Genomic DNA, 19,361 nt, shown 5'->3' with positions numbered 1-19,361 from the left:
CCGGGGCGGCGGCTCACGCCCGGCAGAGCGTCACCGTGAAGAGCCCGACCCGCTCCCGCCTGCTGCTGACCTCCTTGAACCCGGCCCGCGCCGCCCAGTCCTCGGCCTGCCCCATGTCCCGGCACTTCATGATCCACGGCTCGCCGTCGCGGTCGGTCAGCACACCCGCGATCAGTTCGAGCTGCGGGTGGCGGGTCTGCGTGGTGAAGACCAGCACCCCGTCCTCGGCCAGCAGCCCGCGCAGCCGCTCGATCGACTGGCGCACCTCGGCGTCGTCCAGCAGCAGCTCGTACAGCCCCGACACCACGATGACGTCCGGCGCCCGCCCCTCGGGCGGTACGGGGACCAGCGCGTCGCCCACCTGGTAGGTGATCCCGGCCAGCCCGCGCTCGCGCGCCATCGCCTCGCCCTTGCGCAGCCCCGCCGGGGCCAGGTCTCGGCAGAGGACCCGGAGGCGGCCCGGGGGAGTCTGCTCGACCAGGTCCTGGAGGTAGCGCCCCGGCCCGGCGGCGACGTCGAGCAGGAAGACCTCGCCCTCGCGGCGGGCGATCTCCTCGCGCAGCACCCGGCTCAGCAGCTCCCGGCGGGCCCGGACCGCCCGCCAGCCGACGGCGTCCAGGAAGACCCGGTCGATGACGCGGCCCACGCCGAGCACGCCGCGGGCCCGGTTCTCGTACACGTGGTCCAGCATCACGCCGCTGTCGAAACCGAAGCGGTAGCCGATCCGGATGCCACGGCTCGCCCGGCCGACGGTCCGCAGCACGGCGCGCGCCGCCGTCCACTTGAGGGTCGTCCACACTCTCTTCATGCGCCCCACCCTCGCCGGGCCGCGCGGGCGGGGACATCCGCGTAAGTACCTGAGTACCGCGGCCCGGCGCTCAGCCGCCCCCGCCGGACGGCGCTGCCTCACGGTGCTCCTCGGACCTCTCGGCGTCGGCCTCGCCGGGCACCGGGCCCGCCGCGCGCCGTCCGGAGCGCAGCAGCACCGCCAGCGCGCCGGCGGCGGCGACCGCGCAGAGGGCCAGCAGCACCGTCCGGTCGGAGACCAGGGCGCCCACCTCGGCCAGCCGCTCCTCCCAGGCGAACCCGGTCTCCACGTCGACCACGGAGCCGAGCGAGGCCATCCCGTCGAAGACCAGGAAGGCCACTCCGGTCAGCACGAAGAGCAGCCCGCCCGCCGCCGAGGTGGAGTGCACGGTGAGCGGTCCCAGCCGCACCGCCCGACCGCGCAGCCACCGCCTGCGGCCCAGCTCGAAGCGGTCCCAGGCCAGCGCCAGCAGGAAGAGCGGCACCGCCATCCCCAGCGCGTACACCGCCAGCAGCAGCGCGCCGCGGACCGGGTCGCCGCCCACCGCCGAGACGGTCAGCACCGAGCCGAGGATCGGCCCGGCGCAGAACCCGGCCAGCCCGTAGACCGCGCCCAGCGCCGCCACCGACAGCGCGGAGCCGTCGCGGCGTGCCCCCGCCGCCCGCTGCATCCGGCGCGAGCCGAAGCCCAGGCCCGCGATCTGGGCCAGCCCCAGCGCCACCAGAGTCCACCCGCCGACCGCCACCAGCAGTTCGCGGTGCCCGACCAGCAGCCGCCCCGCGAAGGCCCCCGCCGCGCCGAGCGGCACCAGCGTGGCGCAGAGCCCCGCGTAGAAGAACAGGGTGCGCAGCAGCAGCCGGGTCGGCCCGGTGAAGGAGTAGGCGAAGAAGGCGGGCAGCAGCAGGGCGCCGCAGGGGCTGAGCAGGGCCAGCAGGCCGCCGAGGAACGCCATCAGCAGCCCGGCCTCGGTCACTTGGAGGACTCCTCGGCGCCCGGCCCGGCGGCCTCGCTGTTGCGCCGGGCGTCCGCCTCGGCCGTCTCGACGGCCTCGGTGAAGGCGGAGCCGGGCTGGGCGCCCAGGATGGGCTGCCCGTTGACGAGGAAGGCGGGGGTGCTGCTGACACCGAGGCCGGAGCCCTCCTGCCGGTCCCGTTCGAGCGCGGCCCGCCCCTCGGCCCCGCCGAGGTCCTTCCGGAACCGTTCGAGGTCGCCGACGCCTGCCTTCTTCGCCATGGCGACCACGGCCTTCTCGGAGAAGGCCCCGGAGTTCCGCTTGCGCGGCTCGGCGTACGCCAGGTCGTGGAACTCCCAGAACTTGCCCTGCTGCCCGGCGGCCCAGGCGGCCAGCGCGGCCCGCTCCGACTCCTCGCCGAAGAGCGGGAAGTTGCGCCACTCGATGCGCAGCACGCCCTCCTCGACGTGCTCCCGCAGAAGCGCCGGCTTGGTTTCCCGCGCGAACCGGCCGCAGTAAGGGCACTGGAAATCGCTGTACTCGATCATCACCACCGGCGCGTCGACGTCCCCGACCGCCATCGGGTCGCCCTTCTCCCGCCGGGCCAGCCGCAGCAGCGCCTCGTCGCGCTCGCCCGCCCCCGAGCCGGCCTCGGTCGCGGTCCGCTCCGAGCGTTCGCGCTCCCGGTCGCGCTGCCCGTCGAGAGCGAGCGCGAAGGTCCCGCCGACCAGCGCGGCGACCAGCACCAGCGCGGCGACCACCTTGCGGCGGCGGTGCCCTCGGGAACCGGAAGGGGGACGGGCGGCGGGCGGCGCGGAGGTCATGGCACGGGACTCCTGGCTCGGTCGGGCTCGGCGGTGCGGGGGCGCCGGAGCCGTCCCGGGCGGGGCCCGGAGGCGTGCGGCCCGGCCTGCCCGCGCCCACGATAGGACACCGCCGGTGCGCGGCCCCGGGCGACACCGCCTCGCCACCGCGGGGCGCGCGGGGGGTGGGCCGGTGGGGTGACACGCGCGGCCGTCCCGGGGTGACCGGACGTCAGGTGCGCCGCCCGGGACCGGGGGAGAGGAGCGGACCACCCCCGCCTCCCCGCCGGGTGGCGCGAGCGTGCGAGGGTGGCCGGGAAGCGGCGTTTCCTGGCCGAAACCGGTAGTTCCCGGCGGCTCAGTTGCGTATCGCACAGAGAAGTCTGGTGCGCGCGTGCATGGCCGGCCTTGTCGCGGGAAGGCGCCGTTATCGAACAGTGATGTCAAGGTCGCTGGTTTCGGGGCAGGTTGACCGGGCACGCGGGTCGCAGGCCCACTGGTGACCGGCCACGCACGAAAGAGGAGGGGTACTGATGACGGCGATGTCCGCACAGACTGAAGCGGGACGACAGGTCAAGGGGACCGAGGCCGCCCCGGCCGGCGGTCCCGCCGCGGCCGCGGACCTGCCCTGGGTGGAGGACGGCGGCAAGATCGCCCCCCAGGACGCCCGAGACCTGTCGAAGATCTTCTTCGACCGGCTCCAGACACTGGAGGAGGGCACGCCCGAGCACCAGTACGCACGCAACACGCTCATCGAGATGAACCTCTCCCTCGTCCGCTACGCCGCCGGGCGGTTCCGCCACCGCGGCCAGGGCGAGATGGAGGACATCGTCCAGGTCGGCACCATCGGCCTGATCAAGGCGATCGACCGTTTCGACCTCTCCCGCGAGGTGGAGTTCACCACCTTCGCCGTGCCGTACATCGTCGGCGAGATCAAGCGGTTCTTCCGTGACACCAGTTGGGCCGTGCACGTCCCGCGCCGGCTCCAGGAGCTGCGGGTCGACATGGCCAAGGCCAAGGAGTCGCTCGCCGCCGAGCTGGACCGCGAGCCCACCGTCAAGGAGCTCGCCGCCAAGCTGGAGCGGACCGAGGAGGAGGTCGTCGAGGGCCTCGTCGCCGCCAACGGCTACACCGCCGGCTCGCTCGACGTCCCCACCGAGTCCGGCGACGACAACCGCGCCGGCGGCAGCCCCCGCTCGCTCGCCGACACCCTCGGCGCCCCGGACCCCGCCCAGGAACTGGTCGAGGACCTGCACGCGCTCGCCCCTCTCCTGGAGACCCTCGACGAGCGTGAACGCCGCATCGTGGAAATGCGGTTCGGCGAAGAGCTGACCCAGTCGCAGATCGGCGCCGAGCTCGGCATCTCGCAGATGCACGTCTCCCGGCTGCTGTCGCGCATCCTCACCCGACTCCGTTCGGGGATGCTCGCCGAGGAGTGAGCGGGCGCCACCCAGTACGGTGGGCGACTGCACCGCCGCTCGTCGGCACGACCGCACAAGGGAAGATCCACCGAAGTGTCACCGAATCCTCCGATCTACGACCAGCTGGTACGCGAGCAAGGCGACGTCCTCACCGAGACGCGCCGAGTGGCCGACCAGGCCCGTCTGGAGGCTCAGAGCGCCCTCGACTGGAGCAGCATCCTCCCGCCGCGGCGCCCCGAGCAGCAGCAGCGCCCACCGCAGGGCCCCGGCCCGCAGGGTCCCGGCAACCCGGTCGCGGGGATGCCCGCCCCCCGGCGAGGCTCCGGCGCTCCGGGGCAGCAGGCTCCCGGCCAGGGCGCGCCCGAGGGGCGGCAGGGCCCCGGCCCGCAGCCTCCCGGCCCGGCCCGCCCCGGTCCCGCCTCGGCGCAGGGCTTCGCCGCCGCGGCCCAGGGCGGCGCGGGTCAGCAGGGCTCCTCCTCGGGCCCGCGTCCCCCGCAGGGCGCTCCGGCGCCGCAGGGCTTCGCCCCGCGCCCGGGCGGGCCCGCTCCCGGCCAGGAGCAGACTGCCGCGCGAGAGGGCATGTCGGGCCAGGGCGGCCACGCAGGACCGGCTTCCGGACCGGCTTCCGGGCCGGCGCCCGCCGCCGGTCAGGCCCAGGGCCGGCCCCGGCACGCCGAGCCGGGCGAAGAGGCCCACGCCTGAACGCATCCCCGCGGGACGGCCGCCCCCGCACCGGCGGAGCGCCCCGGTTCCCCCTGCACCGCCAGGTGGGGAGCCGGGGCGCTTTGTCGTTGCCGCGCCGCCGCCCGGCCCGCGGCTCGTCCCTGTCGGCCTGACGCACAGGCGATTGTTCCGGTTTACCGCTTTTGCGCGCGGGTACACCGTGGGACGGGTGCGGAGTGAGGGGCGCCGGTCACGCATGAGGTGCCACCGGCCGCACAGAGTCACGGTCGCTGCGCGCGCAGCACCCGTACCGGACCGGCCCGCGGAGCGCCGAACGCCCGCCTGAGGATCCGGCGGCCGGAGCGGAAGCCGCGCCCGACCCATCAGCCGACGCGAGGTCATCATGACGGAGCAGAGCAAGAGCACGTTCGCCACGGTCAACCCGGCCACCGGGAGGACCGTCGCGGAGTTCCCGCAGATCGAGGGCAAGGAGGTGGACGTCCGTGTCGAAGCGGCCCACCAGGCCTTCGGCGAGTGGCGTGCCCGCACCATCGAGGACCGCGCGGCGGCCGTCGGACGCGCCGGCGAGCTGATGCTGGAGCGCAAGGAGGCGCTCGCCCAGATCGTCACCGAGGAGATGGGCAAGCTGATCTCCGAGGCCCGCGGCGAGGTCGACCTGGCCGCCTCGATCCTCACCTACTACGCGAAGTACGGCCCCGAGTTCGCCGCCCCCGAGCCGCTCGACGTCGAGGAGGGGGAGGCGTACCTGGTCAGCGAGCCGCTCGGAGTGCTGCTCGGCGTGATGCCGTGGAACTTCCCGCTCTACCAGGTCGTCCGCTTCGCCGGGCCCAACCTCGTCCTCGGCAACACCGTCATGGTCAAGCACGCCGGGATCTGCGCCCAGTCCGCGCTGGCCCTGGAGAAGATATTCCAGGACGCCGGTCTGCCCCCGGGTGCGTACACCAATCTCTTCGTCGGCCACGACGAGGTCTCCCGCATCATCGACAGCCGCGTGGTGCGCGGCGCCTCCCTCACCGGCAGCGAGGGCGCGGGCGCCAAGGTCGCCGAGCGCGCCGGGGCCAACATGAAGCCCAGCCTGCTGGAGCTGGGCGGCAGCGACGTCTTCGTCGTCCTGGACGGCGAGAACCTGGAGCACACCGTCAAGGCCGCCGCCGCGGGCCGCCTCGCCAACACCGGCCAGAGCTGCGTCGCCGCCAAGCGCTTCATCGTCCTCGACGCCCACTACGACGCCTTCGTGGACGGCCTGAAGTCCGCCTTCGCCCGGCTGGAGCCCGGCGACCCGGCCGACGAGTCGACCACGCTCGGCCCGCTCTCCTCCGAGGGCGCCGCCGAAACCCTGGTCGAGCAGATCGAGGAGACCGTCCGCCAGGGCGCCGAACTGGTCATCGGCGGCAAGCGCGTCGACCGCCCCGGCGCCTACGTCGAGCCGACCATCCTCACCGGCGTCGAGCCCGGCATGCGCGCCTACGCCGAGGAACTCTTCGGCCCGGCCGCCGTCGTCCACCGCGCCGCCGACGAGGACGAGGCCGTCGCCCTGGCCAACGACAGCGAGTACGGCCTCGGCGGTACCGTCTTCTGCGCCGACACCGACCGCGCCCGCCGCGTGGCCGAGCGCATCGAGACCGGCATGGTCTGGATCAACCACCCGACCTCCACCCAGGCCGACCTCCCCTTCGGCGGCATCAAGCGCTCCGGCTACGGCCGCGAACTCGGCCACCTCGGCATGCGCGAGTTCGTCAACAAGAAGCTCGTCCGGGTGCTGCCCGCCGGGACGGAACTGGGCGGCCTGGCGGGCTGACCGTATCGGCCTTGGGCGACACCACCGTGACGCCCCGCGCCCGCCGCCGCCCCCGGACCGGCGGGGCGGCGCGCACCGCACCTGCCGGCCGCCCGCGCTACCACGCCTACGCCGCCACGCGACCTCGCCAAACCGCCGGCGCGGTGTCCCCGCTGCGAAGGGACACCGCCGTCCGCTCATGGCGCCGGGCGAGCCGGCAACGACTCCCCGGACCGGACATGCGCGGCCCACCCTCGGCCGGAGGGGGACGGCCTTGGTTGCGTGGAGACGGGGTGGCGACGTGGTCAGACCAGCCCTTGCTCCAGGGCCTCGCGCCGGACATCCACCAGCTTCACCTCGTGGTCCCCGAGGCGAGCCCGCCAGAAGTTCCACCCGGCACATGACTGAGACTGGAGGACGAATTCACCCGCCGCGGAGAGCGAGCCGAACGTCTCCCCTGAATCCACTCTGATGCGCCCGTCATCCAGGACCTCGGCTCCGAACCGCACTCCGCGACGGCTGCCGACGAGCTGGACGCCCTGAGGCAGCATGCCCTTCGCGACGAGATCAGTGATGGCCACGTCGTACCGGGCCCGGGTCCGTGTACGCGAGCGATCGACGCGTTGAGTGGGGATCGCGGGCGTGCCGAAGGCCGCCGCCGGGTCCCAGACGATCTCGCAGAGCTTCTGATACAGCTTCTGCCGCTCCTCGATCGCCGACATGGTGAATTTGGGGAAGGGGCGCAGCAGCCCGTCGAGCTTCCGGGTGCGCACGAACTTGTTGAAGTCGGGATTGCGTTCCCGGTGCTTGACGTGCAGAGAGCCGGCGAGATGGTTCTGGCGCTGGTAGTAGTCGACCTTCTCTTCGTACGGCAGGTCCTGGTAGCTGGCGTTGTCCGACTTCTTCAGCAGGAGCAGCGCGCCCAGGCGGTTGCGGTAGGAGTCGAAGACCGGGCGCTTCTTCGTCTCGGGCTGGTACCGCTCGAAACGGTTGGCCCAGATGTGCTCGATCTCGAAGGGACGCCGACCGTCCAGGTAGGCTCCCATCTCGTCACTTCGCGAGCAGGAGGACTCCACGAAGCCGGTGAGTCGTGCGAGGAGGTAGCGCACCTGTCGGCTGTTGTTCGACCGGAGCCCATAGGTCTTCATGGCGTCGAAGTCGTACGGGAGCCGCGCGATCTCCTCAGCCAGGACCTCGCGCAGTCTGCTGACGTCCAGCCCACCGCGCAGCAGGCCGACAAGCCTCACCGCCTCCTGGTCGAGGTCGGCCGGCGAGCACGGCAGGTCATTGACGAGGCGCCGGACGAGGACGAGGTCGAGGTAGTCGGCGACCAGCTTGGCTTTGGCCTTGCAGGTGGCCAAGGAGTCGCGGGGATGGACCGCTGCCAGAACGGGCGCGGTCTGGATCGACATGCCGTTGTAGGCGTTGAAGAAGACACTGGCCAGGTCGGGGACGTAGGCGCGTGCGGCGGCTGCCAGTGTCCGGTAGTGGTTCGCGTAGATTTCCAGCTCGTCGATCAGGGCGCGGTGGTCGGAGGAGCGGATCAGCCCCAAGGCCGACGCGTTCTCCTTGACCCACGTGTGGAACGGGCCGCTGATCTTCTCGACGTCGGTGGAGGACGAGTCGTCCGAGGTAGGGATGCGGGCGAACCGCGCGATCAGGAACGTCTTGAGGAAGTCGCTCGGCGCGTTCACGTCAACAGCCGCCAGTTCGGAGACGGTCCGACGCCAGACCTTGTCCGCACCGTCTGGCGCCTTGTCGATCTTGGAAAGCAGAAAGCTCTTGAGGAGGTCGATCGGGCCCAGCCGCACTCCGCGGTCGTTCATGGACTCATAGATCTCCCACCCCTGTTCGGAGGTGCCCGCCTGGATCCCGACGAGACATACCCCTTCCAGCAGCCAATCCACGAAGTAGGGCAGCGCGTCTCCGCGCAACTCCTCGGGGAACTCCTCCTGGAAGACGCATGACGCCTCCCACAGCTTGCGGAGCGCGCCCGGGGCATCATCGGGAAGGGAGAATCCCTTCTCTGTGAAGACCTCTTCCAGGAACACCGAACGGTCCGGAATGTCCAGGGTGTGCACGGAGCGCCCGTACTTCCGGCTTTTGATGAGGCTCGTGAGCCGGCCGGCTTCGTCTTCGAGGTCCTGGGCGCGCAGAAGCTCGCGCAGGTAGATCAACATCAGGTGCAGGGTGGTGATCCGCTGCTGTCCGTCCACCAGATACGTTGTCCGGTCTTCCTCGTGGTAGACGTACGGGCCGAGGAAGTAGGGCTGGTAGCGCGCAACTCGGGTGCGGTCGTGCTCCAGGCGCCAGTTGGCCGAGAACTTCTTGCGTAAGTCATCGATGAGGCGGCGAACGTCCGAGCGGCCCCAGGTGAATTCCCGCTGATAGGTGTCGAGGCGGTACTGGCGTCCGGTGAAGACCTCCTCCACGGTCATGACCTTGCTCTGGATCAGATTGCTCTGCAAAGTTCTCCTGCCCCTTCATCCTCTTGAGCCCACCCGGTGCTTCTGCCGCCGCCCGGTGTCCCCTCGGTTTCTTCTCCCACGGCGTCGTCGCCGGACCTGAGGCATCCCCGCGGACGGGCCGCCGGATGCATGTCGTGCGCCATCGTGCAGGACGTCAGGCCGCCAGCCCCCGCACCTTCCGGCCGGCCTCGGTCGACGGGTACAGGATGGCGTCAGCCACGCGTCCGCCGGAGTCCTTCACGCCACCGCTGAAGTTGAGGCGGCCGGACGTGCCCGTCTTGGCCGCGATGCCTTCCCAATACGCGGCCTGCCGCTCCCAGCACACGCTGGAGAGCAGTCCTCGCAGATCGTCCGGGTGGAGCCCGCCGTTGAGCGAGTCCGCCCACGGCATGGTCCGATGTGCGGCCACGCCGATGCCGGCGATGACGGCGGGGGCGGTGATCGCCTGGCGTGCGAGGAAGGTGTCCGCGAATTCGGAGATGAGCCCTGCCAGGCCGGCGACGACGGTGCGTTCGACCAGGGAGGCGTCGGCCCCGCGCGGCAGCTCCGCCTCGCCGATCGTCTCCGACGAGAGGTTCAGTCCGCCACGCCCGAAGATCGTCGTGACGACCAGTGCCCGCAGCGCGGAGAGCGTGACCACTTCCGGGTCGGTGCGACCGACCTGGCGCTTGCTGGCGTTGACGAGCTTGCTGAACGGAATGACCCGACCGTCGATCTCCACCTTGACGGCGTCAGCCACCCGGTGGGCCAGACGCGTCGCCAGGTCCCGCTGGTCCATCGACATGGACAGGTTCTTCGAGACGTCGACGCCCAGGACGTTCCGGTCGTGGAAGACCTGACGCGCGTCGGCGGCGGACAGGCCCAGGTACATCTCGAACGGGATGCGCACCGCCACGAGCTGTCCGTACGCCAGCCCGAAGCGCTCGGGGTTGTCGAAGAGGTCGTGCCATGCGGTGAGCTGCGTCTCGCCGTCGACCGCGACGACGGTGGCGCCAGGTGCCACCGTGATGGTGCGCAGCCCCGTCCCGGCGATCAACTCCTCGCTGATCGCCGCGACCTCCCCGGCGTGCCAGAACGTGATCGGAGGAAGCGACCAGGCGTCGCCCCACTCGCCGTTGAGCCCGGCCGCGATGTACTCGGCGTACGAGGTCGCGTTCCTGCCCTTCCCGGTCGCCTTCAGGGTGCGCTGGACCTGGGACCGGATCTCCGCGTGCTGGCGGACCTGGCCGGACGCGGAGCTCAGCGCCTTGGGGTCCTCCTCTCGGCGCGGGGACGGGACGATCTGGAGAAGGGCGGGGAGGGAGACCGTCCCGATCACCGCGTTCTCCCGGAACGGCATGACGGTGATGGGAGTCCCCTCGATCACCGTGGTCGGCATGGTCAGGCGCATGGGATACCTCCAGTGGGCGGTGCGGGAATCCGGGGCGGGACAGCGCCACCGGTATGCACGTACAGTCATCGATCGGTGACGGGGTGAGCTGGAAAGAGTAAACAGTTGCGTGAAAGCACTGTCAACCCTGTTGTGAATGAGGGCGGGTGTTGTAAAGTCCAGCTAGTCGCTGCCGGTTACCTGGTGGCGCCGTCCCCCAGCCGGGCCCCCACACCAGGAAGCCATCTCCTCATGCCCCAGCAGCAGCCCTCGCGCACCGCGCCGTCTCCGGTGCGGGTGACGGCCGCGGAGATCTCCCGCATCGCGGGGGTCACCCGTGCCACCGTCAGCAACTGGCGCCGCCGACATGAGGACTTCCCGTCGCCCGACGGAGGTACGGAGAGCAGCCCGCTCTACGACCTCCACGCAGTCCGGGCCTGGCTACGGAACCGCGGGCTGACGGCTGCCGCTTCACCGGAGGAGGAGCTGCGCACCGCTCTGCGGCTCAAGCCCACCGAGTCCGCCCCGCTGTTCGACCTCGTGGTGGAGCTGGTGGAGAGGGGCCCGGGCGGCGGAGCGCTCTCGTCCGCCACGTACGACGGCGCAGTGCTCGCAGCCTTGGTCCGTTGTGTCCACGAGGCGGGGTCGGACGCCGCCCTCGGCGTCCTCGCTGAACGCGAACTGGAGGAGAGCACGGTCGGTGGCACCTACCCCACCCCCGACGAGCTGGCCGACCTCATGGCCCGTCTCCTCCCGGAGGCGGCGCGGACCGTCCTCGACCCCGCCTGCGGTGGCGGCACCCTGCTCGCCGCGGCCCGCCGGCACGGCGCGATCGCGCTGCACGGGCAGGATCTCGTCCCCGTACAGGCCGGGCGAGCTTCTGCCCGGCTACGTCTCGCCGGAGCTGACGGGAGGCCCTTGCCCCCCGATCTCGTGCGCGTGGAAACGGGCGACAGCCTCCGCGCCGACGCCTACCCGGCCCTCGCTGTCGACGCGGTGCTCTGCAACCCGCCCTACGGCGACCGGGACTGGGGCCACGACGAACTGGCCTATGACCCCCGTTGGGCCTACGGGGTCCCGCCCCGCGCCGAGTCCGAACTCGCCTGGGTGCAGCACGCCCTGGCCCACCTCCGGCCTGACGGGTACGCCGTCATCCTGCTGCCACCCGCCCCCGCCTCACGGGCCTCCGGCCGCCGCGTCCGTGCCGAACTGGTCCGCACCGGAGCCCTCCGCGCCGTCGTCTCCCTTCCGGCGGGAGCGGCCCACCCGTTCCACGTCGGACTTCATCTCTGGGTACTTCAGCGCCCGCGCCCGAGCGGACCGGAGCGCCCCTCGGTGCTGTTCGTCAACGCGGAGCCGGAGCAGCGGGACGGCGCGGCGGCGCGGCGGGGCCCAGCGATCCGTGCTGACTGGTCCGAGCTGACCGAACGCGTCCTGAACGTCTGGACCGCCTTCACCGACGACCCCGTCGGCTACCCCGGTGAGCCTGCTGTCGCCCGCGTCGTGCCGGTCGTGGACCTCCTGGGCGACACCGTCGACCTCACCCCTGCTCGCCATGTCCGCACGACCTCAGCCGATCTGGCGCCGGAGGTGCTCGTGGCCCGGCTCGACGGTCTCCGCGACCGCCTGACCGGAGAAGCCGCCGCTCTGCTGGCGGCCTCGGAGCAGGTGACGCGGGAGTGGCCGCTGACCGCGCCGGACCAAGGCTGGCGTACGGCGACCGTTGCCGACCTCGTACGAGGAGGTGCGCTGACCCTGCTGAAGGGCCCGGCCGCGCGTGACACGGGGGGCGCCGCCCTCGGGACGGAATCGGACACCACACCCGATCGCCCGGTCCTGACCGTCGATGACATCGCCGCAGGCGAGCCGCCCTCGGGGACGGGCCCTCATCCGCACGCCGGCCCGATGCACGTGATCGCCCCCGGCGACATCGTCCTGCGGGCTTCCGCCTCCCGAGGCGGACCCCGGGCCAGGGTGGCGGGTGAGCCGGAGGCAGGGGCTCTGCTCGGCCCGCACCTGAACCTCCTGCGGCCCGATCCGGCCCGCCTCGACAGCTGGTTCCTCGCCGGGTTCGCCGCTGCGGAGGACAACATCGCCACCGCCTCCACCGGCTCCACCATCGTCAACGTCAACTCGGGCCGCCTCCGTCTCCCCTTGCTCCCGCTGGAGCAGCAGCGCCGGTACGGCGAGGCGTTCCGCCGCCTCCACGTGCTGCGGACTGCCGCTCGCCTCGCCTCCGCCACCTCGGAGGAAGCTGCGAGCGCCCTGGCGGCCGGGCTAGCCTCCGGTGCGGTGGCGCCGCCGTCCGGCGTCACCGCCCGAACTCGGACGCTCGACTGAAACGGCTCCCTCCACAAGCCGGCCGACGACCACACTGAATCCTCCGCTCCGCCCGGGGCGGACGGACGGGAAGGAACACGGGGAACTCCCTTGGACAGCAGCAAGCACACGGAGCTGGCGAACCATGCCTGGTCCGTCGCCGACCTCCTGCGCGGCGACTACAAGCAGTCCGACTACGGCAAGGTGATCCTGCCGTTCACGGTCCTGCGCCGCCTGGAATGCGTCCTTGAGCCGACGCGGGACGTGGTCGCCGCCGAGGCGGCCAAGTACAAGGAACTGGAGGGCTTCAACGCCGACAGCTTCCTCCGCAAGGCCTCCGGTCACTCCTTCTACAACACGTCCACGCTGACGCTGAAGAAGATCGCCGCCGACCAGCACACGGCCGCCGACAACCTCCGCATCTACATGGCGGCCTTCTCGCAGAACGCCCGCGAAGTGCTGGAGACCTACGAGTTCGGCCAGCACGTCAAGAAGCTGGCGGACGCCGGGCTGCTCTACCAGGTGATCGGGAAGTTCACCGACCTCGACCTCCACCCGGAGCGCGTCTCCAACCACAACATGGGCTACGTCTTCGAGGAGTTGATCCGGCGCTTCGCGGAGCAGTCCAACGAGACCGCCGGTGAGCACTTCACCCCGCGCGAGGTCATCAAGCTCATGGTGAACCTCCTCATCGCCCCCGACGGCGACGCCCTCACCCTCCCCGGTACGGTCCGCACCGTCATGGACCCGGCCTGCGGCACCGGCGGCATGCTCTCAGCGGCGGACGACTTCATCAAGAAGTTCAACGAGGACGCCGACGTCGAGCTGTACGGGCAGGAGCTCAACCCCGAGTCCTGGGCCATCTGCCGGTCCGACCTCATGATCAAGGGCCAGGACCCGGAGAACGTCGCTCCCGGCAACTCGTTCAACAACGACGGCCACGGCCGCAGGCGCTTCGACTACCTTCTCGCCAACCCGCCTTTCGGCGTGGAGTGGAAGAAGGTCAAGGAGGACGTGGAGTACGAGCACAAGACGCTCGGCGAGGCCGGCCGCTTCGCCGCGGGGCTGCCGCGGATCAACGACGGCTCGCTTCTCTTCCTCCAGCACATGATCTCGAAGATGAAGCCGGTGGACGCCCAGGGCAAGGGCGGTTCCCGTATCGCCATCGTCTTCAACGGCTCCCCGCTCTTCACCGGCGCCGCGGGCTCCGGAGAGTCCGAGATCCGCCGGTGGATCCTGGAGAACGACTGGCTGGAGGCGATCGTCGCCCTCCCCGACCAGCTCTTCTACAACACCGGCATCTCCACGTACTTCTGGATTCTCACCAACCGCAAGTCCCCCGACCACAAGGGCAAGGTCGTCCTCCTGGACGCTCGGGACCAGTGGGTCAAGATGCGCAAGTCGCTCGGGGACAAGCGAAAGGAACTGGGCGACGGCGCCAACGGCCGGCCCGACCACATCGGCGACATCACCCGCCTCTACGGCGAGGCAGTCAACGCCGCCCGCGATGAGAATCACCCCATGCACGCCAAGGTCAAGGTCTTCGACAACGAGGCCTTCGGCTACCAGCGCATCACGGTCGAGCGCCCGCTCAAGCTCCGCTTCGAGGTGACCGAGGAGACGCTGACCGCGCTGGCGGCGGCGAAGCCGGTGCAGAAGCTGGCCGACGCGGACGCCTTCGTGGGGGCCGTACGAACGCTGCTGGGCTCCAGTTGGGCAACCAAGTCCGAGGCCTTCGTGGCCATGAAGGACGCGGTGGTGGCGGCTGGGCTGCTGTGGCCGAGCGGGGCGCCGTTCGCGAAGGCGATGCGTGAGGCGGTCGGAGTGCGCGACCCGGAGGGTGAGGTGCAGAGGGTGAAGGGAGAGCCCGAGCCGGACGCGGACCTGCGCGACTTCGAGAACGTGCCGCTGGGGGAGGACGTCGAGGAGTACCTGAAGCGCGAGGTGCTGCCGCACGTTCCGGACGCGTGGATCGACCACGCGAAGACGAAGACCGGGTACGAGATTCCGTTCACCCGGCACTTCTACGTGTACGAGCCGCCGAGGCCGCTGGCGGAGATCGATGCGGAGTTGAAGGCGCTGGAGGCGGAGATTCAGGGGCTGTTGGGGGAGGTTACCGAATGAGTACTGTCCTTGGTGTTGCGTTGCCGCATCACTGGTCTGCGGCTCCTCTCAAGCACGTTACCTCCGTGCTGAGCCGAGGAACCGCGCCGAATTACGTCGACGCTGGCCCCGTAAGGGCGATCAGTCAGGCGTCCAATCAGCTGGCCGGTATCGACTGGAGGCGCACTCGATTCCACGATTACGATGGAAGTTTCTCCGGGTTGAGAGGCCGTCTCCAAGAAGGCGATGTTCTGGTCAATTCGACCGGCACTGGGACGTTGGGTCGAGTCGGATACTTTTCTGAAGCCCCGGACGGGGCTCCTTGCATGGCTGATAGCCATGTGACCCTTGCCAGGGCGGAGCCTGGTCTGCTGGATTCTCGGTTCCTCTACTATTGGCTGGGGTCGGGCACCTTCCAGGCTTACTTGCAAGTAGTATTGGCTGTCGGTGCCACCAATCAAACCGAGTTGAACCGGGACCGTCTCGGTGAAGCCCTTACCCCTTTGCCGCCTCGCGGTGAGCAAATCCGTATCGCCGAATTTCTTGATGCCGAGACCGTGCGCATTGACAGGCTGCTGGGGTTGCGGGAGGAGCAGGAAGCTAGGCTGGAAGAGAGGCGCTATGCTTCTCTTTCTGAAAGCCTACTTCCCGGCACGCTTGACCACTCTCCAGGCGGTTCCATGTACTCCTGGCTGCCCGATGCCTCTGATGACCCGCCCTTGGTGAAACTCGGCTATCTTTGTCGGATTCAGAACGGCCTTACAGTAGATGGTGCGCGGAATTTGGCGGGAGATGTGGTTACTCGCCCATATCTTCGCGTGGCGAATGTTCAAGCTGGCCGACTTGAACTGGATTCAGTTAGCGAGATCACGGTGCCGCGTGCAGTTGCGGATCGTTGCACTCTGCGTCGAGGTGATGTGCTTATGACGGAGGGCGGCGACCTAGATAAGCTCGGGAGGGGGGCTGTTTGGGGTGGAGAAATCCCTGACTGCCTCCATCAGAACCATGTCTTCGTTTTGCGGCCAGATAGCGCAGTTCTGGACGCCCGCTATCTTTCCCTGTTGACGCAAACCCTTCATGGTCGCTGCTATTTCGAAAGTACAGGAAGTAAGACGACGAATCTCGCTTCTACGAACAGTAGAAAGATCTTGAGCTTCCCGGTTCCTCTCCCGGCGATTGAAAGGCAGAAGGAGCTCGTTGCGCAGGTCGAAGAGGGAGCGCGTGTAATTGCTGAGGCGCGCGCTCTGCTCCGCCGACAACGAGCCCTCCTCGCCGAACGCCGCCAAGCCCTCATCACCGCCGCAGTAACCGGCCAGTTCGACGTCTCCACCGCCAGTGGCCGGAACGTGACCGACGTAACGGACGGAGTCACCCGCGTATGAGCCCCGCCCACGACGAGAACGCCTTCGGTTCCGCCATAGTGGCCGCCCTCTGCGAGCGCGGCTGGCGTGAGGGGAGCCCGGCGGAGTACCGGCCGGACATCGGCCTGAACACCGGCGAACTCTTCGAGTTCATCGGCAGGTCCCAGCCCGACGAGTGGCACCGGCTCCGCCAGGTCTACGGCGACCCCAACGAGGCCCAGCGCGGCTTCGCGCAGCGGCTCGACAAGGCCATCTCCGAGAACGGCCTGCTCCACGTCCTGCGCAACGGCGTGAAGGACCGCGGTGTCCTCATCCGCGTCGCCTACTTCAAGCCGAACCTCGTCGCCGACGACTCCATCCTGGACGGCTACCGGGCCAACCGTCTCACGGTCGTGCGAGAGCTCCCCTACGCGACCAAGCAGACGGACTGGGGGCACAAGCTTGACCTCGCCCTCTTCCTCAACGGCATCCCCGTGGCCACCGCCGAGCTGAAGAACCCGCTCACCGGCCAGGGCGTCGAACGCGCCAAGGAGCAGTACCGCGCCGACCGCGACCCGACCGAGCTGATCTTCACCCGCCGGGTCGTCGCCAACTTCGCCGTCGACCCCGACCTCGTCTTCGTCGCGACCCAGCTCCGCGGCAAGGCCACGCGTTTCCTCCCGCTCAACACCGGTTCGAACGGACCCGGTCAGCCCGGCGGCGCCGGCAACCCCGCGCCGACCGCGTTCGGTACGTACGCCACCTCGTACCTCTGGGAGCAGCTCTGGGAACGGGACAACTGGCTGGACCTGCTCCACCGCTACGTCCACCAGCAGAAGCACCGGACGCCCGGCGGAGGTTCCACCCGGTCCACCATCTTCCCGCGCTTCCACCAGTGGGACGCGGTGCGTAAGCTGGCCGCCCACGCCGCGACCCACGGCGCCGGGCAGAACTACCTGGTGATGGCCTCCGCGGGTTCCGGCAAGTCGAACACGATCGGGTGGCTGGTCCACCGCCTCTCCGACCTCCACGCGGACAACGACCCGCGCACCCTCGACACCGAGGCGCTGGCGGCCGGGCGGATCGCACCCGGCGAACCGGTCTTCGACAAGATCATCGTCATCACCGACCGCCGCAACCTCGACGCCCAGCTCCGGGAGACCGTCGGCGGGTTCTCCCAGACTGAGGGCCTGGTGGTGAAGATCGACGAAAGGCACGGTGCCAAGAGCGAGCAGCTGGCCCGCGCCCTCGCCCGCGACACGGGCAAGATCGTCACGGTCACCCTGCACTCGTTCCCGGCCCTGCTGGACTACCTCAAGCGCAACCCGACCGAGCTGAAGGGCGGCCGGTTCGCCATCGTCATCGACGAGGCGCACTCCTCCCAGTCCGGCGACGCCTCCACGGCCGTCCGCTCCGCCCTCCGTGACCTGGGACTCGACTCCGACTCCGACGACGAGGGCGCCACCACCGCGACCGTCGACGACCAGCTCAAGAAGAAGGCCGTGGAGCGCAGCCGCGCCGCCAACCTCTCCTACTTCGCTTTCACCGCGACCCCGAAGGCGAAGACGCTGGAACTCTTCGGCGCCCCGGTTCCAGAGAACGGCAAGGAGGTCTACCGGCCCTTCCACACGTACTCCATGCGGCAGGCGATCGAGGAGGGGTTCATCCTCGACCCACTCCGCAACTACGTCACCTACAACACGTACTGGAAGCTGGTGAACCAGAACCCGGACGAGATGGAGGTCGACCCCTCGAAGGCCAACAGCCTCCTCGCCCGCTTCGCCCTCACCCACGACCACACGGTCTCCCAGCACGCACAGGTCATCGTGGAGCACTTCGTCACCCACACGCGGGGAAGGCTCGGCGGCCGGGCCAAGTCCATGGTGGTGACTGCCTCCCGGCAGTCGGCCGTGCAGATGGCGCGCGCGATCAAGAGCTACATCAAGGATCGCGAGTACGACACGAAGTACCCGGACCTGGGTGTCCTCGTCGCCTTCTCCGGCTCCCTCACCCTCGACGGCGAGGAGACCACGGAGACGAAGGAGAACGGCGGCATCGCCGAGAGCGCCCTGCCGAAGGCGTTCGGCTACACCCGGGCTGACGACAAGGCCGTCAAGGCCGGCGGCAAGGGCGACCCCGAGTACAAGATCCTGGTGGTGGCGGAGAAGTACCAGACGGGTTTCGACCAGCCGCTGTTGACGACGATGTACGTCAACAAGAAGCTGACCGGCATCTCCGCCGTCCAGACCCTCTCCCGGCTCAACCGCACCGCGGACCGCAAGTCCCAGGCCGACCTGGCCGTCCTGGACTTCGTCAACGACGCCGAGGACATCCAGGACGCCTTCCGCCCGTACTTCGAGGAGGCGCACACCCTCCCCTCGGACCCCAACCTCCTCTACACCGCCCAGGGCCGCGTCATGGGGGCCCCGGTCATCACCGAGCAGGAGATGGACGCGTTCGCCGCGGCCTACTTCGCGGCGAAGGAGAAGGCCGCCGGCTCGCAGGCGAAGTGGGAGAAGCGGCACGCCGAGCTGTACCGGCTGCTCGGCCCGGCCGTGGCCCGCTTCACCGCTCTCCTGGACGACCCGGACGACGACGACAGTGTGGAGGCGGCCGAGGACTTCCGCGCGGACCTCCACGACTACGTGCGCAAGTACGGCTTCCTCGCCCAGATCGTGCCCTACCAGGACCCCGAGCTGGAACGCCTCCACCTGTACGGCCGCCACCTCCTCAACCGCCTGCCCCGCCGCGCGGACGGCGGCGTGGACGTGGGGGAGATCGACCTCAGCCACCTGCGGGTCGTGAGGACCGGCGAAGTGGACGTGTCCCTGAGCCCCGAAGGACCCGCGGAGCTGAAGGGCTTCGGCGACGGCGCCGGCGGCGCCCAGGAGGCCGAGAAGTCGCTGCTGTCCGAACTGATCGACCGGTTCAACGAGAAGTTCGGCACCGACTTCACCGAGGCGGACGTCCTGCCGGCCTTCCTCGCCACCAAGGAGGACCCGAAGGTCAAGGCGGCCGCCCTCGTCAACGACGAGGAGAACTTCGCCGTCGTCTGGGACAAGAAGTTCAACGAGAACATGATGGATCACATCTCGCACACCGCGGATCTGGGCCGCCGATACTTCGCCGCCGACTCCAGCTTCAAGTCCAACCTGGACCGCAGCGCCCGCCGCGCGGCCTGGCGGATGATCCGTGATGAGGAGGGCTTGGACTAGTCGACGGGGCACGGGCCCGGCGCGTTGGACGGGGGCGCGCCTGGCCCCACTCCGGGCTCCGGGGCGCCTTTGCCAGCAGGGGTGAGGGGGCCGGTCGTACCA

12 protein-coding genes are annotated in these 19,361 nt (G+C 70.0%); 7 read left to right on the top strand and 5 right to left on the bottom strand.

Features of this window, described 5'->3' with window-relative positions; genetic code table 11:
* Window positions 1-13: 13 nt before the first annotated feature.
* The 3 genes from Sdia_RS25975 to Sdia_RS25965 all read right to left on the bottom strand — a co-directional run bounded on the left by Sdia_RS25975 (window position 14) and on the right by Sdia_RS25965 (window position 2,584).
* Window positions 14-808 (bottom strand): class I SAM-dependent methyltransferase family protein, encoded by a 795-nt coding sequence (locus tag Sdia_RS25975; protein WP_100454857.1) that lies wholly within the window; start codon window positions 806-808, stop codon window positions 14-16.
* A gap of 70 nt (window positions 809-878) precedes the next feature.
* Complete coding sequence (locus Sdia_RS25970; RefSeq protein WP_229830087.1) at window positions 879-1,781, bottom strand: cytochrome c biogenesis CcdA family protein; 903 nt, start codon at window positions 1,779-1,781, stop codon at window positions 879-881.
* Entirely contained in the window at window positions 1,778-2,584 is an 807-nt protein-coding gene (locus tag Sdia_RS25965; protein ID WP_100454860.1) for a DsbA family protein, read from the bottom strand. Before Sdia_RS25965 ends, Sdia_RS25970 begins: the two co-directional genes overlap by 4 nt.
* Window positions 2,585-3,096: 512 nt before the next feature.
* On the opposite strand from Sdia_RS25965, the gene Sdia_RS25960 reads away from it, so the two are divergent.
* The 3 genes from Sdia_RS25960 to Sdia_RS25950 all read left to right on the top strand — a co-directional run bounded on the left by Sdia_RS25960 (window position 3,097) and on the right by Sdia_RS25950 (window position 6,466).
* Window positions 3,097-4,002: an RNA polymerase sigma factor SigF gene (locus Sdia_RS25960; RefSeq protein ID WP_370464547.1), complete on the top strand. Its 906-nt coding sequence runs from the start codon at window positions 3,097-3,099 to the stop codon at window positions 4,000-4,002.
* A 75-nt stretch (window positions 4,003-4,077) separates the two neighbouring features.
* Entirely contained in the window at window positions 4,078-4,686 is a 609-nt protein-coding gene (locus Sdia_RS25955) for a hypothetical protein (RefSeq protein WP_229830084.1), read from the top strand.
* Window positions 4,687-5,050: 364 nt separating this feature from the next.
* Entirely contained in the window at window positions 5,051-6,466 is a 1,416-nt protein-coding gene (locus Sdia_RS25950) for an NAD-dependent succinate-semialdehyde dehydrogenase (RefSeq protein WP_100454862.1), read from the top strand.
* A gap of 284 nt (window positions 6,467-6,750) precedes the next feature.
* Here the strand turns inward: Sdia_RS25950 and Sdia_RS25945 are convergent, their stop codons facing one another.
* The gene (locus Sdia_RS25945) at window positions 6,751-8,913 is read right to left on the bottom strand and encodes a GmrSD restriction endonuclease domain-containing protein (RefSeq protein ID WP_189499778.1); all 2,163 of its coding nucleotides are present in this window, start codon (window positions 8,911-8,913) and stop codon (window positions 6,751-6,753) included.
* A 154-nt stretch (window positions 8,914-9,067) separates the two neighbouring features.
* A complete protein-coding gene (locus tag Sdia_RS25940; protein WP_189400010.1) occupies window positions 9,068-10,303 on the bottom strand; it encodes a DNA sulfur modification protein DndB in 1,236 nt (411 codons plus the stop codon).
* Between the two features lie 231 nt (window positions 10,304-10,534).
* Here Sdia_RS25940 and Sdia_RS25935 point away from each other — a divergent pair, with 231 nt between their 5' ends.
* From Sdia_RS25935 to Sdia_RS25920, 4 genes are all read left to right on the top strand, one after another.
* Entirely contained in the window at window positions 10,535-12,622 is a 2,088-nt protein-coding gene (locus Sdia_RS25935) for an N-6 DNA methylase (RefSeq protein WP_229830083.1), read from the top strand.
* A gap of 90 nt (window positions 12,623-12,712) precedes the next feature.
* A complete protein-coding gene (locus Sdia_RS25930) occupies window positions 12,713-14,725 on the top strand; it encodes a type I restriction-modification system subunit M (RefSeq protein ID WP_189400007.1) in 2,013 nt (670 codons plus the stop codon).
* On the top strand, window positions 14,722-16,086 hold the full coding sequence (locus Sdia_RS25925; protein ID WP_189400005.1) for a restriction endonuclease subunit S: 1,365 nt from the start codon (window positions 14,722-14,724) through the stop codon (window positions 16,084-16,086). The genes Sdia_RS25930 and Sdia_RS25925 overlap by 4 nt, the downstream gene beginning before the upstream one ends.
* Window positions 16,083-19,259, top strand: a complete 3,177-nt coding sequence (locus Sdia_RS25920; protein WP_189499777.1) for a type I restriction endonuclease subunit R — start codon at window positions 16,083-16,085, stop codon at window positions 19,257-19,259. The genes Sdia_RS25925 and Sdia_RS25920 overlap by 4 nt, the downstream gene beginning before the upstream one ends.
* Window positions 19,260-19,361: the final 102 nt, after the last annotated feature.

This window comes from Streptomyces diastaticus subsp. diastaticus (genome assembly GCF_011170125.1).
In the GTDB taxonomy this organism is placed as follows: domain Bacteria; phylum Actinomycetota; class Actinomycetes; order Streptomycetales; family Streptomycetaceae; genus Streptomyces; species Streptomyces diastaticus.
This window is presented reverse-complemented; position numbering and strand designations above follow the sequence as displayed.